Source organism: Pseudomonas sp. NFX183 (genome assembly GCF_047943075.1).
Taxonomy (GTDB): Bacteria; Pseudomonadota; Gammaproteobacteria; order Pseudomonadales; family Pseudomonadaceae; genus Aquipseudomonas.
Map to the genome: position 1 here is coordinate 5,065,962 of NZ_CP181333.1, position 15,541 is coordinate 5,081,502.

At 61.0% G+C, this 15,541-nt stretch carries 14 protein-coding genes; 4 read left to right on the top strand and 10 right to left on the bottom strand.

Features of this window, described 5'->3' with window-relative positions:
* Nucleotides 1–55: 55 nt before the first annotated feature.
* The 7 genes from ACM530_RS23710 to ACM530_RS23740 form a co-directional block, all read right to left on the bottom strand.
* Entirely contained in the window at nt 56–1,366 is a 1,311-nt protein-coding gene (locus ACM530_RS23710; RefSeq protein ID WP_416363301.1) for a hypothetical protein, read from the bottom strand.
* Nucleotides 1,367–1,415: 49 nt separating this feature from the next.
* Complete coding sequence (locus tag ACM530_RS23715; RefSeq protein WP_242198334.1) at nt 1,416–2,165, bottom strand: hypothetical protein; 750 nt, start codon at nt 2,163–2,165, stop codon at nt 1,416–1,418.
* A 37-nt stretch (nt 2,166–2,202) separates the two neighbouring features.
* Nucleotides 2,203–2,880, bottom strand: a complete 678-nt coding sequence (locus ACM530_RS23720) for a C39 family peptidase (RefSeq protein ID WP_416363302.1) — start codon at nt 2,878–2,880, stop codon at nt 2,203–2,205.
* Between the two features lie 62 nt (nt 2,881–2,942).
* Nucleotides 2,943–3,638, bottom strand: a complete 696-nt coding sequence (locus ACM530_RS23725) for a heme utilization protein (protein ID WP_145165700.1) — start codon at nt 3,636–3,638, stop codon at nt 2,943–2,945.
* A 66-nt stretch (nt 3,639–3,704) separates the two neighbouring features.
* Nucleotides 3,705–4,268, bottom strand: a complete 564-nt coding sequence (locus ACM530_RS23730) for an adhesin (protein WP_404483101.1) — start codon at nt 4,266–4,268, stop codon at nt 3,705–3,707.
* The gene (locus ACM530_RS23735; RefSeq protein ID WP_416363303.1) at nt 4,265–4,717 is read right to left on the bottom strand and encodes a hypothetical protein; all 453 of its coding nucleotides are present in this window, start codon (nt 4,715–4,717) and stop codon (nt 4,265–4,267) included. Before ACM530_RS23735 ends, ACM530_RS23730 begins: the two co-directional genes overlap by 4 nt.
* A gap of 315 nt (nt 4,718–5,032) precedes the next feature.
* Nucleotides 5,033–6,028, bottom strand: coding sequence for a FecR family protein (locus ACM530_RS23740; protein ID WP_242198330.1), 996 nt, complete (start codon nt 6,026–6,028; stop codon nt 5,033–5,035).
* A 154-nt stretch (nt 6,029–6,182) separates the two neighbouring features.
* Here ACM530_RS23740 and ACM530_RS23745 point away from each other — a divergent pair, with 154 nt between their 5' ends.
* A complete protein-coding gene (locus ACM530_RS23745; protein ID WP_106579755.1) occupies nt 6,183–6,452 on the top strand; it encodes a PepSY domain-containing protein in 270 nt (89 codons plus the stop codon).
* 19 nt (nt 6,453–6,471) lie between these two features.
* Here the strand turns inward: ACM530_RS23745 and ACM530_RS23750 are convergent, their stop codons facing one another.
* Nucleotides 6,472–11,628 (bottom strand): dermonecrotic toxin domain-containing protein, encoded by a 5,157-nt coding sequence (locus tag ACM530_RS23750; protein ID WP_416363304.1) that lies wholly within the window; start codon nt 11,626–11,628, stop codon nt 6,472–6,474.
* Between the two features lie 169 nt (nt 11,629–11,797).
* Between ACM530_RS23750 and ACM530_RS23755 the strand changes: the two genes are divergently transcribed.
* Nucleotides 11,798–12,835 (top strand): Ldh family oxidoreductase, encoded by a 1,038-nt coding sequence (locus tag ACM530_RS23755; RefSeq protein WP_404483098.1) that lies wholly within the window; start codon nt 11,798–11,800, stop codon nt 12,833–12,835.
* 50 nt (nt 12,836–12,885) lie between these two features.
* Here ACM530_RS23755 and ACM530_RS23760 read toward each other — a convergent pair whose 3' ends face one another.
* Nucleotides 12,886–13,206, bottom strand: coding sequence for a DUF883 family protein (locus tag ACM530_RS23760; RefSeq protein WP_106579758.1), 321 nt, complete (start codon nt 13,204–13,206; stop codon nt 12,886–12,888).
* 163 nt (nt 13,207–13,369) lie between these two features.
* Here ACM530_RS23760 and ACM530_RS23765 point away from each other — a divergent pair, with 163 nt between their 5' ends.
* Nucleotides 13,370–13,624, top strand: coding sequence for a hypothetical protein (locus ACM530_RS23765; protein WP_003190904.1), 255 nt, complete (start codon nt 13,370–13,372; stop codon nt 13,622–13,624).
* On the opposite strand, the gene ACM530_RS23770 is transcribed toward ACM530_RS23765, so the two are convergent.
* Nucleotides 13,596–14,525 (bottom strand): LysR substrate-binding domain-containing protein, encoded by a 930-nt coding sequence (locus tag ACM530_RS23770; RefSeq protein ID WP_416363305.1) that lies wholly within the window; start codon nt 14,523–14,525, stop codon nt 13,596–13,598. The genes ACM530_RS23765 and ACM530_RS23770 overlap by 29 nt on opposite strands.
* An 82-nt stretch (nt 14,526–14,607) precedes the next feature.
* Between ACM530_RS23770 and ACM530_RS23775 the strand changes: the two genes are divergently transcribed.
* Nucleotides 14,608–15,534: a carbon-nitrogen hydrolase family protein gene (locus tag ACM530_RS23775; protein ID WP_145165693.1), complete on the top strand. Its 927-nt coding sequence runs from the start codon at nt 14,608–14,610 to the stop codon at nt 15,532–15,534.
* Nucleotides 15,535–15,541: the final 7 nt, after the last annotated feature.

Consider the following 15,541-nt stretch of genomic DNA (forward strand, 5'->3'; position numbering starts at 1 on the left):
TAAAACGAAAGCCCCGCAACGACCCTTATCGTTGCGGGGCTTTTCCTTGCGCGGCTTAAAAGTAGTACGGGAATTTCAAGCTGAAGGTAAAGTCCGGCGCATCGTCCGTCATCCCGATCGACAGGTTCGGCACGATGGTCAGGTTTTCCGAGGCGGCAATGGTCATGCCCACGTTGAAATAACCGGCGTTGGCATCGCTGGACACCACCGACTGCCAGTCCTGGCCGTTTTGCTTGATCTTGCTTTTGCGCTGCACCAGGTCCGACACGGAAAACGACATGCTCATTTTCTCGTTGAGGGCGAAGGCGACCCCCAGGCCAAGTTGGAAGCTGTCGCCCAGGCTGATTTTGCCGGGGACTTTCTGGTTGACGTTAGGGCTGATATCGCCGAATGACTCTTCGAAGTTATGCGTATACGACAGCGAGCCGAACAGCACCGCCGGATCGAAGGTTTTCACCAGAGAGATGCCTGGCGTTACCGACCACACACCGTTGCCCGTCGGCAGGCTTTCCGGCACGGCAAGGTTATTGTTATTGGCTTGCTCGATCAGCTTGATGCCGTAGGGCTCCTGGCCGGTCGGGGCTTTGACGCGCACTGACACCACTGCATCCGGCAGGTTGGCGCTTTCATCCAGGAACTTGTAAGCAATGCCGAAGTTGACATCGCCGATGGTCGGGTCTCGGGTCACCGACGCTTCGGACGTGGCATTGGAGTCGCCGTTGGCACCGCCCGACTGATAAGTCGACTCGCGGTACACCACCGGCACGTTCAAGTCGAACTGCCAGCGATTGTCCAGGTTGTAGCGCCCGGTCAGGTCCAGGGTCCAACTGTCGGATTTGATTCGGTCCAGGTTAATGTTGCCCAGGAAGATGGAGTCCAGGGCCAAAAAGCCGTTGAGGGAAAGCTGGCGAGCATCGTAGCGGGCATAGGTAAGGCCGGTTTCGAAGCTGAACTTGCCGTTACCGAAAAAGCCGCTGGCTTCGTTGTACAGGTTGCTCACGCTTTGTGCCGGGGCCGAGTCGTCCTTGAGGCTTTGCCCGTAGGAACTGCCGCCGCCGGCGCCACCCGAGGCGGCCGCCGCACCTGCGCCAGGCGTATGACCGGCCACGGTGGTGCCGCCTTTCTGGAAGTCGGCGGGGGATTTGGCCAAGCGTTTGGGAGCGGGAGTTGCGGGTTGGTCTTCTACCTGCCGTACGCGTTGTTCCAGTACGGCCAGTGCTTTTTGCTGCACTTCATAGCGTTGTTTGAGTTCCAGCAGTTCCTGCTTCAAGGTCTCAATGTCGGCATCCGGCGCGGCGTATAGCATTGATGCAGGCAAGAGCGTACTCAAGCAAACCACGGCACGTAACGATAACGATCGATGCATGAAATAAGCCGTCCCTTTCTAATGCGTAAGTGTCGTGGCTCAGCGTAGTTCAATATCCGGAGGGGCGTAGGCCTTTGAGTTGATCAAGATTCAGGTTTTGCGTGAGGTTGTTCAGACCGTTGTTGCCCAGCACCACATTGAGTTGGGTCATGTTGTTCACAAAGTTGCTGTTGCCTTGAATGACCGTGCCTTGCAGGACGTTGCCGCCGCCAATTTGCTGCACCGCATTGCCCTGGTTGTTACTGGCCTGAAGCGCCATTTGCAGCCCGCCGTTATTGGCCGTGACCGTCACCTGGCCGGCAGCGGTGCCGCCGGTGATCGGCTGGCCAGCCATCAGCGCCTGCCCTGATTGCACGTAGTTGGCAGGCGCCAGGCCGTTTTGGGTGACGTTGATGTCCACGCCGTTGCTGGCGGTGTTGCCGTCGCCCGCTGCGCGCACGCTTTGCGTCACGCCCTGGCCGGTGCCCAGGCCTGCGCCGCCGATGACCGTGCCAGTGCCTTGTGGTTGCTGGGTGATGCCGGTGCCGTCATTGCCGGTCACCTGCACATAAAACTGAGGGGTCACTGTGGCTGAGCTGACCTGCATATTGGCCGTGCCGGTAACGGTTGCACCGGCGGCATTGGTCCAGGTGCTGCTCATGACGATCCCGAAGCTGATAATCCGCCCCGGCATGACATAACGCCCACGCAGCTCGGCCATTTCCGAGTCCTTGAGTTCGATCGGCTTGAACGCCGAGGAAGCATAGGCAGGTACTGAGGCTGCCAGGCACATGACCGTCAGCCAGCTTCGAGTGTTCATCGTGTGCTCCTGGAGCATCCTGCTCCTTATTGCGCTTCTAGAAGAAGTCGCTCTGGATAAAACCGAAGTCCATCAATTCACTGTCGCGTACGGGGCTGAATTCGTTCAGTTGGCTCTTGGCGGTCAGTGGGTTGGGCGGCGTGAGCAGGGCGTTGGCCTTGTCGTAGCCCTCGCCGATAACCGCGAACACAATGCCGTTCCAGCCTTTGACGAAATCGTCTTTGGCATAGCGCTTGTTACCCAGCACGGGGTCGCCGACGTACACCCAGTCGTTGTCGGCCCGTTGCAACACCACGAAATGCTTGTAGCCACGAATATCCAGCAACACCACCACCGGCACTTTCACGGTGATCAGTACTTGCGGGGTGATCCGGTAGCCCTTGGCGCGCATGTGGATGCTTTCCAGGTAGCGCTTCATGTCCAGCATCGAAAAGCCCTGGGTGCGCACCAGGTTCTGGTCGGCGTTGACCAGCATGCCCTTGATGACGTGGTCTTCATCCACGTCCATCCAATAGGCTTGGCGCAGGATAGTCGCCAGTGCGGCCGCGCCGCAGCTGAAGTCGGTTTTCTGTTCCACCAGGTTGGCGAACTTACGCTCGCGGATGCTCTCGACCTTCTTGTAGACCACCGCGCCGTTAGGCATGACCACGGCCATTTGCGCCGCCCAGGTCGGGCCGGTGAGTGCCAGCAGCAGAAGGAGTGCTCCGAAGCGCATGATCGTAGGACCTGTTGGATACTGGAAATAAAAAGGGCCTTGTTGCCAAGGCCCTGTCTGCATCAGAAGCGAGTGATTGCGACGTTGTTCTGACCTTGGTTGTTGCTGCCCGACAGAACGTTGGAGTTCGACACGCCGGAGCTGAAGTTCATCGAGTTGTTCACGCTGGCGTTGTTGACCACCGGTTTGCTGCTCCAGCCGTGGCCGCTGCTCAGGTTCTGGGTCAGGTTACCCGACACGTCCTGCACGCCGGCGACGGTTGCGGCGCCGCTGTCGCCATTACCCGAGGCGATTGCAACACTGCTGCTGCCCTGGTTGGAGGTGCCCGATGCGGCGTTCAGTTGAATCACGCCCGAAGCGTGGTTACCGCTGTCGTTGAGGGATGCGTTGTTTTTGGTGCCGCTGTTGATCACCAGGTTGCCGGTGTTCGACTGTGCGGTGCCGGTGCTGGCGAATACGAAGTCGGCGTCGCCGGATACGATGGCGACATCGTTTTTGCCTTGGTTGTTGTCGCCGCTCAGCACGTTGCCGTTGGCCACGCCGCTGATGTTGTTGTAGGAGTCATTTGCCGAAGCGTTGTTCTTGGTTTTGTCATTGAGCACCACGTTGCCGTGGTTGCTTTGACCGTCTTGGGTGGTCGCCGCTGCGGTCGTTGGCGCAGACTGTGGATGATGGTTGGGTTGACCCGCTTGAGCAGCAACAGCCATGAGCGCAGCGAGAGCGAAAGCCAGTGGTTTGAGGGCCATTGTAGTTTTCATGGTGTATCTCCTTGCTTCTATTAGTTGGTTAAGTGTTGGTACGTTCCAGCTAGCGACTCAGCTCCATCAGTTGAGTCGTAAATTCAGGGTGTTAGCCACTCGGTTCCCCACCCCGGCGCTCTGGTTGACCTGAACCACTCCACGGCTGCCGGTGAAGGCCTGGTCGCTGGTCACGACCTGGCGGCTGCCAGTGGTAGAGGTCAATCCTGAGTCGGTTGCAAGCGCAACGTTCTGTTGCGACATGACGCTGTCGTCGATGCTCTGCGGGCCAGCGCTGACGCTGATTCGCACGGCATTGATCATCTGGTTCTGGGCCCCGGCCGACTGATTGACGCTCAGTGCACCGTTGCCATTGCTGAAAGCGTTGCCCTGGATCGTCGTCCTGGCGTTCAGCGCGCGGTCGGCCGCAGCGCCGCTGATTTTTTGCGTGACGGTCACCGTTGCCTGGGCGTTGTGGCCCACAGCGATCGCGACGTTGTTGCTCAACTGTTGCTGATCGCCCGCAGCCTGGTTGATCGAGACCACGCCGTTGTACTGCGTGCCCGAGTTATCGATGTTGGCGTTGTTGTTGCTGTCGGCCATCGCCGCTGTGCAACCGAGCGCCGCCAGTAGCATCCAGGTGCGATTCATTTCATCGCCCCCCCGACCATGCCGCTGATGTTGTTCAGCGGGGCGAGGCCGCTGGATATCGCACCGTTGACCGTGCCCGAAATGCCGCCGCCACTGTGGCCGGCCGCGCTGCTGGCGCCCAGGCCTGGACCGCTGCCGATCGTGTTCAAACCAGTGATGTCGCCGTTGGGCATGATGCTGCGAGTAATGCTTGAGCCGCTGCTGATGCGCCCAATGTCGTTGTCGCTGAGTTCATTGGTGGAGGCGCGCAGCACTTGCGCTGACGGGTTGGCATTGACGGTGTTGGGGTAGGGGTCGACGCCGCGTGAGCGGCCGATGACATACGGTTGAACCTGGCGCTCAATCACGATCACGCCATCACCTGCCGCGAGCACTGGAAGGCTTGCGCCGGCACTCAATACGCAGCTGATCAGCAGGAGGCTCAGTGAGCCTGAAGTCTGTGTGTCCACGGCAGTGTTCCTTATTCTTAGCGCTGACCCTAAACAGCGCTGTAAGGGAGAGAGCAGAACGCGTGCCGCTTTTTATTTGTTTTTGAAATTCAGAGGGTTGGGATCAAAGCAAGGCGAAGTGATGGCCGTGCTGTATCAGCGTTGAGACAGTGCCCCCGTGGCCGCGCATAGGCGGCCCCGCCTCAAGGCTGTCTCATGGCTGAAACAGTCGGTGTGACAGAACGATGAATCCGCTCAGCACGGGCGGTTCAGGGCACACATGTGTTTCAAAAATGGACACTCAGGGCGCAAGCGGTCCCGTTGACGCAAAGGGCATCAGCCTTTGGGGGCTTTACGTGGAATCGAATTGAGCACGGGGTTGCCGTCCTGGTTCTGGGTCAGGTAGACCGGCAAAACCTTGGGCAGGGAGGGGACGAGGTTATTGACCTCGTTGATGTTGTAGATGCCGCCGATGCGAATGGTCCCGGTGGTGGTGTCTGCCAGCATCACGGGTTTATTCAGGTAGCGGTTGATCAGTGGCAATGCATCGGCCAGCGCCAGGTTGTCGAGCACCAGTTTGCCCTGGCGCCAGGCAAGCGCGGCGTCATTGGGGCTGATCGCAGCGATTTGCGGCGTGGCATCGCCTGTGTGGTAGCTCGCCTGCATGCCCGGAGTCAGCGGCACGCTGCCATGCACGGCGTCGCTGGAAATCTGTACCGAGCCCTCAAGCAGCATTACCCGCACCTGGTCCTCGTATTTCCAGACGTTGAATTGCGTGCCCGTGACGCGCACCTGGCCGTCGCCAGCCCGCACGATGAAAGGGTGATGGCTGTCGTGAGCGACCTTGAAAAACGCCTCGCCCTTTTTCAAGGTCGCCCGACGCTCGTCCTTGTAATGGCTGTAGACCAACTCGGTGCCCAGGTTCAGCTCCACCTGGCTGCCATCGCCGAGGGTGATCTTGCGCAGGCCCTGGGTGGCTTCGAAGTGTTCATACGAGCTGGGCAACCAGCCCGCTTCCCAGCCCGTGAGGGCGGCAAGCGGCAAGGCCGCCAGGCACACGGCTGCGGCAACGGCGTAGGCGCGCAGCCGCCTGCGCGGCTTGAACGCCAGCACCGCCGGCGCCGGCTCGCTGCGTGGGAGGTGATCGGCCACGTCCCAGATTTCCAGCATGGCCGCGTATTCGAAGGCGTGCAGGGGATGGGCGTCGTGCCAATCTGCGAAAGCCTGACGTTCGCCCGCCGTGCAGTCATCGGCATGCAGGCGCATGCACCAATGCGCGGCGGCGTCGGTGATGGCGTCATATTCGGCTTCTGAAAGGGACTTTTCGCTCATTAACTCATCCTGATTTCGCACATTCTAACCTCCCGAGGCGGATGGCGAGAACAGCCATCATGGCGATTGCACATCAATTGGAACTTATTCTCGTTTGAAAACATCAGAAAAACAGAGGACATGAGTCCGTCATTCCCCCCAATGGAGTACGAAAATGCTGAAGAAAACCTTAGTCGCCCTGTGTGCAACCACCGCGCTGCTCAGCGCTGGCGCAGCCCTGGCGGATAAACCGGGCGCGGGCTGGATCACCATCGAGAAGGCCATTGAAACCGCCAAGGCCAAGGCCGGGTATGTCGAAGTCTACAGCGCCGAAGCCGATGACAAAGGCTACTGGGAAGTCAAAGGGCGCAAGTCCGATGGCGTCGTCTATGAAGCGCGCATTGATGGCGCTTCGGGCAATATCCTGCGTGACCAGAAAGACTGACGTCCTGCCGGGAGCCTGCTCAGGCTCCCGCATCCAGCGCTCGGCCCAGTTGGCAGATCAAGTAAGTCACCGAGTCGGCATTCGCCAGAATGGTGTCGATGCGTTTGTCCGGATCGCTCATGAAGATCGCCCGGGCGTCGTTGAGCGTCCGCGCTCCGGTGGTGTTCAACACTTTATTTTTCAAGGCTCGGGTCCAGGGACGGTCACCAAAATCCTCCCATTGCTCGCTGAACACATCCCAGGTCTTGAACAGCATCGTCGCCGGCGTCAAGGTTGACAGCGCTGTGTCGCGCAGGTGAGCAAGGTCCATCAACATCAACGGCGCGCCGCTGACGTGTACATTGATCAGGTCTGTAAACGGTCGCATGGTGTCCAGATAGGCCAGGTCTTCGGTTGCGGAGATCAAGTGCGTTATCTCGTGGATCAGCGTCGTCGCACGTGCGTGCGCCGAAATGTCGAACGGGACGATCAAGCGGTTCTGATAGATGTCCATGCGTGGGTCGAAGAAGCGGTCCAGCAGGTAGATCTTCTTTTCGGCGTCGTTGGGCAAGACGAAGGCGAAGGTGTCGTGTGGGCTGTACCGGTGGATACCGCTGACAAAACGCATCGAGTCGGGGGCGGTCAGGGTGGGGTTGACCAGTTCATCGAGCACTTCGTCGACTCGCCGTTCAACCCTGTGCATTTGTTCAGCGGTCATCGTGATGACGCCGAACAGCTCACTTAAAAAACGTCCGACCCGACTGTTCGGGGCTCTCAGCACGGCAAAATTGACGATGTTGCGCTTGCAGGTGACCGCATAGTAGGTCGCAACGTTGAGCGCTTCGTCGATACAGTGCGCCTTCCAGCTGGACAGCGCGGCGATTTCCCGCAAACCCACGGCCTCGATATTGATGGCTTCCCGCTCGGCTGCACGGGTGGAAAGCCTGCCTGCGTAGCGGCTCAAGGTTTTTCCAAAGCGCGGGTGATGCCGGTCAAGGTCCAGCACCCACTCGCCCAGGGCGTTGCGCTGCAAATAAGGGCCTTGCTGTGCACCGTTGCTGATGCGCCAGTGCTCACCGGCTTTTTTCACGGGGTAGACTTTGCCCGCCAGCGGCACCAGGCTGAGGGCGCCGATGTCATCGTGGTACACGTGGCTGTAGGCGCTTTTTGTCAGGTCGGCCAGGGCAGTGTCGTGGTGTTCAAAGGTTTGCAGGTGCGTACGCAGCGGCGCTGTCAGGTCCTGCTCGGCCAGGCTGGTCGCGGTGGGGGCAGGGGCCTTGAGCCATTGCTCCAGCGTCGGTTGCTCCGCGGGGGTTGGCGCATCGGGCAAAACCCTCTCCAGGCTTTTGCGCAAGGTGGCCATTTCGGCCACGCCTAGCGCGAAAGTTTTCAAGGCGTGCGCCCAGCGGTGTTGCTGCAAGTCTTCGGCAGACACTTTGAACAGTTTGTAGCTGCGCCACACCACCAGCGGGTATGTGAGTTTGCCCGCCATCAACTGCAGGGTCTTGGGGATTTTGCTGGTCAGCAGGCGGGTGATCGCCTCCCACTGTGTTTTGCCCGCAAGCGTGAACTGGCAGCTCAGCATCCGGTTCAGCATCTCGCTGTTGTCGGCAAACAGACGGTTGAGCAGGTTACCGCTGATGGGTGATGAGCCCAGACGAATCTCCGCGTTCTGCTGACGCCCATGCGGCTGCAGCAGATGGCGGTAAGTCGCCTGATGGGCCGTTTCCAGCTGACCCACGACCCACTCCTGCAAAGCCCCGGGCGTACTGAATTCATCGAGCAGGGCGGCTTCATTCGCGTATTCCCTCAACACATGTTGGGGGCTGTAGGGCGCGTACAAAACCACTGGGGCGGAGGCGTCGGCGTGCGGGCCGATCAGGTAGCAACCCAAGGCCTTGACCAGGGCTGCACCCTCGGTGGCTATCAGTTCCAGCGGGCGAATGGTTGCCGTCACGCCGCGCACGGCGGCGCGAGCCACGGCGTCGGGCATATCCAACACCTGCCGGATAAAACTCCAGGCCGAGCCGGACAGCCGCCCATCCAGTTTTTGTTCATGGGCGTATTGCAGCAGTTGCCAGGGCAACTGCCGACAGAACAGGTGACGGCGCTGGCGTGTGTCTTCGGTTTGACCGCCCAAGTGACTGGTCAGCAATGCTTGGTAGAGGCTTTTCAAGTCCAGCTGTCGAACCAGTTGCACCACGGCATTACCGTCCAGCGTGGACGGCAGCGGCGTGGCAGTACGTGAAATCGGGCGGATCTGCTCGGCGCGCAACGCGGGCAGATGCCGCAGGGCGAAGTCCGTCAGCGTTTGAATGGTGCCTTCGCGTTCGATACGCGCAGGAATCAGTATGTTGTCCGGGTTGACCACCTGCCCGGGAAAGCGCGCATTGAGCAGGGTTGAAAGCGTGCTCATGACCTGTTCGCGCAAGGGCGTGATGCTGTGCAGATAGTCACGCTCGTCCGGCGCACTGAGGCGATATTGTTCAAGCAGTTCGGCATGCAGGATCTGCTCTGACGGCTGCGCCATGCCCAGCCATACCGGCAGCGCCTGCTGGTTGACCAGGGCGCGGGTAAGCGTGACAGCCCTTTGCAGGTTGGACGGCGGCGCCCGCCGGATCAGCGCGTCCATGCAGTCCTGAAAGCGTTGTACGCTCACTGGCATCGACAGCAGGTGATCAACCTCCCCCGACAGGAACTGGTTGTAGGACTGTTGACGGTTGTTGAGCAAATGATCGTCGATGCGTTGCATCGGGCCCAATTGAAGGCGTTGATGAGGCACACGCCTCGACGCCGGCAAGTTTTCGACAAGGGGCAGGCGCGCCTGCTCATCCTGCAAGCGTTGCCCCAATTCATCGCGCAAGGCCTGGATCGAATCAAACGCCTCATAGCCGCGACTCACCGTCCATAGCAGCGCCGCACCGGAATGAAGAACGTCCAGACCGCCGCGTTCCGACAGCACAAAACAATTGGCCAGGGGCTGCAGCGCGGTCTGCGTACCGACCTTCAAGGTCAGGCCATAGGCATCCGGTATAAAGCCGTTCAGGCCGTGGCGCGTCAGCCTGTCCATGCTATCGGCATTGAGCACGCTGCCCAGCAGCCCGAGATGAGCCGGCGGCAAGGTCTTGGACAAGCGCCTCAGCTCAGCTTCGCCACTGAGGCCCTGAAACATCGCCTGGCCAAGATGCACAGGGTGAGTGTCCACCAGCAGGTGCGGCAGCGCGCGCAAGCCTTGCGTAAACGAGCTCAAGACCCGCTCGATGACCGCGTTGAACGTGGCCACGGTCAAACTCGGCACCTGGTAGGCGACGCCTTTGCGCCGCTGGTAAAACCCGCTCCGGCTGGAGCCGGTCAAGGCGTTGGCCTGCCGGGCGAGCCGCGCGATGAAGTGTTCAACCATGTTCAACGAGGTCTGCGGTGGGCGCTCTTCGCGCTCCAGTGCTGTCGTGGCGTAGGTGTTGATCTCAATAGTGTCGGCACTCAGCGCCAGGTGCCTGCTGGCCAACTCTGCCTCCAGGGCGTGGGCTGCCAGCGCGCGAAGGGGCCTGTGTTTGCTGCGTTCGAGCACCAGCGCCGCATTGACCGCATGCAGCCGCTGCAAGTGCGCCTTGGCCTTTTCCGCGATGACCGTGCTGGGCTGGCCACTGCCCGTGGTGATGGGGTGGACGCTCCAGCGCCCTTCGGTTTCCTGCTCCATCAAACGGCTGTCGAGCAGGGTGCGCACGTCCAGCGCACTGTCGAGCAGAGCGGCCAGGTCGATACTGCCCGCGCCGCGCCGATACACGCCCAACGCATGTTCCAGGTTGTTGAACTGTTTGGCCGCGATGTCTTCGATCATCTCCTCGAAGACATTGCCGACCACAGGATGGCCCGTGACGTGCAACGGGTCCGTGCCGACAAACAGACTGCGCTCATCCAGCGAGACGAAGTTAAGCAGCTCATCTTCATGCCCGGCGGTCCTGAGCATGACCCGCAGCGTGTCGTTAAGGGCATTCATGTCCTTGAGTACCTGCAGACCGCGCGACTGAGTGTAGAGATAGGCGTGGGTGTAGCTGATCAGCAAGGTGCTGGCCAGCTCCACCGTCTGATGATAGGGCGCGTGAACGCGCACTTTTTCCACGCTCAGGCTACTGGCGTAGGTGGCGCGGGCAGCCTGGTTCGAGAGAAACAGGGCGCGCAGCGCCTGGCTTTCTTCAGTGCTCAGGATCGTATTCTGGTGTTTGAACAACAGGTCGGCGCGAAACTTGTCACTCATCACCCGGGCAAAAAACCGCAGGCGTGATTGCCCGCCGTCGAAGTCTTCGTTCCAGTAGGTCTGGAGCAGGCTGTGCAACAGGCTCGAAAGGAGGCTGCCGGTTTGTTCGACGAGGCTGTCCCAGCGTTGCTGGTCCTCGGCCAGTTGCGCCTCGGTAAACGCGCGGGTGTCATGGCCGATGTTGAAGAACGTGTGGGTCTGCCCAGAAGGCCAGGCTTGCTTGACGTAAAACTGCAGCAGCGCATCGCGCAGTGGCATCGAGGCGACCCAGCGACGGTCTGCTGCCGTCGAGGCCTGGCTGAAAAAATTAACCCGCGTATCGCTCTGGTTGAGGCCGGGAAAACAGGTCCGGGCCATGATGGTGAGCAATGTGTCGAGCATCCAGTACAGGCTGGGGAGCTTGCGCAACTGCTCGAGCATCGCGGCCACATTTTTTTGTTGGCCTGCCAGGATGGCCTGCTCCTGGTCTTCCATGACCGCGCCCGGAATGACGGCGGTGCTCACCGCCAGGTGCAGATTGACCGGCAGTGCATCACGCTCGCCGATGGCCACAAACTGCAGCCACTCTTCGCGCTTGGCCGGATGTGCCAGGCGCTCCTGCACGTCCATGAGCAGGTCGGCGCGGCTGTCGAACAGCTCCAGGCCGCCATAGGGGCTGTAGAGCACGGCCTTACTGGCATCGGGTGTGGGGCTCATCATAAACGCCCCGGCCAGCACGATGGCGGGCTTGCCCTCAGCGGTGGCCAGCAGCCTTTCCACCTTCATCGGGTAGCCGTGCAGCGCCTCATTCTGGCGCGCTGCATCAGTGGCGTAGTAGAGCGTGTGCAGCCAATCGAGGTCCTTGACCGAAAACCCCAGCGCGCGCTCTCGCGCAGTCGGGGCTTTGCGTTTGACGGTCTGTAGGAACTCATCGAAAAAGTACGGCGGTGTCACGTGCGTCATGGGGTGCTCTCCTTCTACGCGGCGGTCATCAAGGACCAAAGTAGGAGGTCGTGCAGCACGCTTGGCGGTAGATAACGCAAGCGCCCGTTGACAGCAGGCACAGGAGGCGTTGTTTAATCGGCGGTCTGGATTCTTGTTGTCTCTTCCAATTATAAAATCGGAGCTACAGATGTCTGCCCAGTCCCCGCTCGTTGACAGTCCTGCAGCATTCATCGGTTTCAATGACCTGGTGGGATTGCTGCAGGCGATATTCGTCAAGCACGGCACTTCGCCGCAGGTCGCCTCGATCCTGGCGCGCAATTGCGCCAGCGCCGAGCGCGACGGTGCGCACAGCCACGGCATTTTCCGCATCCCCGGTTACCTCAGCACGCTGGCCAGCGGGTGGGTCGACGGCAAGGCCACGCCCGTGGTCACGGATGTGGCGTCCGGCTTCGTGCGCGTGGATGCCGGCAACGGGTTCGCCCAGCCGGCCCTTGAAGCGGCGCGCGCGCTGTTGGTAGACAAAGCTCGCAGCGCCGGCATCGCACTGCTGGCGATTCACAACTCACATCACTTTGCTGCGCTGTGGCCGGATGTCGAGCCCTTCGCCGAAGAAGGGCTGGTGGCGTTGAGCGTGGTCAACAGCATGACCTGCGTGGTGCCCCACGGCGCCGACCGGCCGCTGTTCGGCACCAACCCCATCGCCTTCGCCGCGCCGCGCGCCGACGGCTCGCCCATCGTCTTCGACCTGGCCACCAGCGCCATCGCCCACGGCGACGTGCAGATTGCCGCGCGCAAGGGCGAACGCTTGCCGCCGGGCATGGGCGTTGACAGCCTCGGCCAGCCGACCCAGGACCCCAAAGCCGTGCTTGAAGGCGGCGCGCTGTTGCCCTTTGGCGGGCACAAGGGCTCGGCCTTGTCGATGATGGTCGAGTTGCTGGCGGCGGCGTTGACGGGAGGCAATTTCTCGTTTGAATTCAACTGGGCCGATCATCCGGGCGCGCGTACACCCTGGACCGGGCAATTGCTGATCGTCATCGACCCGAGCAAGACGGCCGGGCAAAACTTCGCCGAACGCAGCCAGGAACTGGTGCGGCAGATGCATGCGGCGGGGTTGCGGCGCTTACCGGGGGATCGACGTCACCGCACACGGGCGAAATCGCAGCAACAAGGTATTGAACTGGACGCGCAAGAGCTGGCGCGCTTGCAGGCCTTGCTGGAGACGTAAAAAAGGGGCTGCGCCAACGGCGCAGCCCCCCATGCATCAGGTACGGTGTATCAGTTACGGCGACCCAGCAACAACCCCACCACCAGGCCGAAACCTGCGGAGATGGCCACGGTCTGCCATGGATGGCCACCGATGTAGGTTTCGGTTGCATCGACCACCGGCTTGCTGCGCTCGCGCACGTTGGAGACCGACTCCAGCGCTTGCTTGAGTTTGATGGCGACCTGTTCGCGCAGGGTTTCGCCTTCTTCGCCTACCAGGGAGGCGCTGCTCTTGAGCAGTTTGTCCGACTCTTCGATCAACGCCGTCAGTTCACTGAAAGCTTGATCCTTGATTTGATCTTCGACAGCTTGGGCGGCAGATTTGCGGGCCATTGTGTGACTCCTTGCAGGTGAATGTGACAGTGAACAATGGAGTGTTGGGCGGCAGCAAAAGTTGCAGTTTTTTTGCCGGGGCCTGTTTTTGGGCAAAATCCGAATCAGGAAATTTCGACCTACAGTGTAAGATGTCGCCTATTTATGCAGCAGGTAATTCCACATGAGCTTCAATCTCGCCAATAAAACCCTCGCCGAACGCGCCGAGCTGGAAGATGAAAAGTCACGCCTCTACGACCTGTGGCAGACCAACCTGGGTAAGGCCAAGGGCGAAGCGGCGCGTTTGTTCGGCGAGCGCGCCAAGCGCAAGGGCAAGTGGGCTGAATGGGTGCGGGCAGAACTCGACGGCATGTCGCCGCCGGAGTTTTCCAACATGGTGCGCAGCGAAGTCAACAAGCTGATGGCCGCGGCGAAATAAAGCACGTCACAATCGCCTCGCGGACCTTGAGCAACAGCGGATCAAGCTGCGCCTGGGTGCGCCAGCCCAGTTCTACCGGGTAAAACGGCAGCGCCAACGGGCAGGGCAGTACCCGCAAGCCGGTCATGTGCGCAATGGCCTGGGCCGCATGCCCGGGTATCGTCGCCACCGCCGTGCTGCCCTTGAGCAGAAACGGCAGCGCGGCAAAGTGGCTGGTGGACGCGCACACCTGGCGGCTCAACCCTTGCGCCGCCAACCCTTCATCGGTGATCCCGATAAACCCGCCCGACGACACCAGCACATGTTCGCGCGCGACGAACTCATCCAGGCTGATAGCGTGCTGGCTGGGCGCCAGGCTGTCCGGGTCGACCAGGCAGCGGTAATCCCCTTCGCCCACGACCTGTCGACTCAGCCTGCGCTCGGCAAACCCGCCTGCGGTGATGGCCAGATCCAGGCTGCGGTCGAGCAGGGCCGCGGCGACGATCTGGCTGTGGGTCTGGCGGAAGATCACCCGCAGCTTGGGCGCACAGCCGGCGATGGCCTCCATCAGCCGGCGGGCGTAGGCAATCTCGAAGTCATCGGATAAACCCAGGACCACTGAACGCCCGTGATAGTCATGGTTGTCCGGGTGGACCATGGCCAGGCTTTGTCGGCAGCGGTTCAGCGCTTCGCTGATCACCGGTTTGAGCTGATTGGCGCGCAACGTCGGCGCCAGGCCACGGCCGGTGCGCACAAACAATTGGTCGCCATACACGTCGCGCAAACGCCGCAGGCCTGCGCTGATCGCCGACTGGGTAACGCCCAGGCGCAAGGCGGCGCGGCTGGCGCTCGACTCGTCGTGCAGGGCTTCGAAGGTTTTCAGCAGGTTCAAGTCAACCTGGGCGATATTCGTTTGGCTCATATCATTCAGCACTGAAGTGGGCTTTATTCATGATCGCGGCTGCCCGGAGAATGGGCAACCCCCCTTATCTGGAGTGATCGTGATGCCCGTTTCTACCGTGGCTGCCTTGCAAATCGGTGCCTTGCCGGAAGGCAAAGCGCAAACCCTGGCGCAAATCCTGAGCTATGAACACGAGATTAAGCGCAGCGGTGCGCAATTGGTGGTGATGCCTGAAGCCTTGCTGGGCGGCTATCCCAAGGGCGAGAGCTTCGGCACACAGCTGGGGTATCGCCTGCCGGAGGGGCGCGAAGCCTTTGCACGCTATTTTGCCAATGCGATCGACGTGCCGGGCGTCGAGACGCAAGCGCTGGCCGGGTTGTCTGCCCGCACCGGTGCCAGCCTGGTACTCGGCGTGATCGAGCGCAGTGGCAGCACGTTGTATTGCACGGTGCTGTATTTCGAGCCCAACGGCGGGCTGGTTGCCAAACACCGCAAGCTGATGCCCACCGGGACCGAGCGGTTGATCTGGGGCACGGGCGATGGTTCGACCTTGCCGGTGATCGATACCGCCGTAGGCCGCATCGGTGGTGCGGTGTGCTGGGAAAACATGATGCCGCTGCTGCGCACCGCGATGTATGCCAAGGGCGTGGAGGTATGGTGCGCGCCGACCGTGGATGAGCGCGAAATGTGGCAGGTGAGCATGCGCCATGTTGCCCATGAAGGGCGTTGCTTTGTGGTCAGCGCCTGCCAGGTGCAGGCCTCGCCTGCGGCGCTTGGCGTGCAGGTGGCCAATTGGCCGTCAGACCGTGCGTTGATCGCGGGCGGCAGTGTGATTATCGGGCCGATGGGCGATGTTCTGGCCGGGCCGTTGGTGGGAGAGGCCGGGTTATTGACCGCGCAGATCAATACCGATGACCTCGTCCGGGCACGTTATGACTATGACGTGGTGGGGCATTACGCACGCCCGGATGTGTTTGAGCTGGTCGTGGATGAGCGCGCCAAACCGGGCGTGCGCACCCTCACCGACTGAAGCCGGC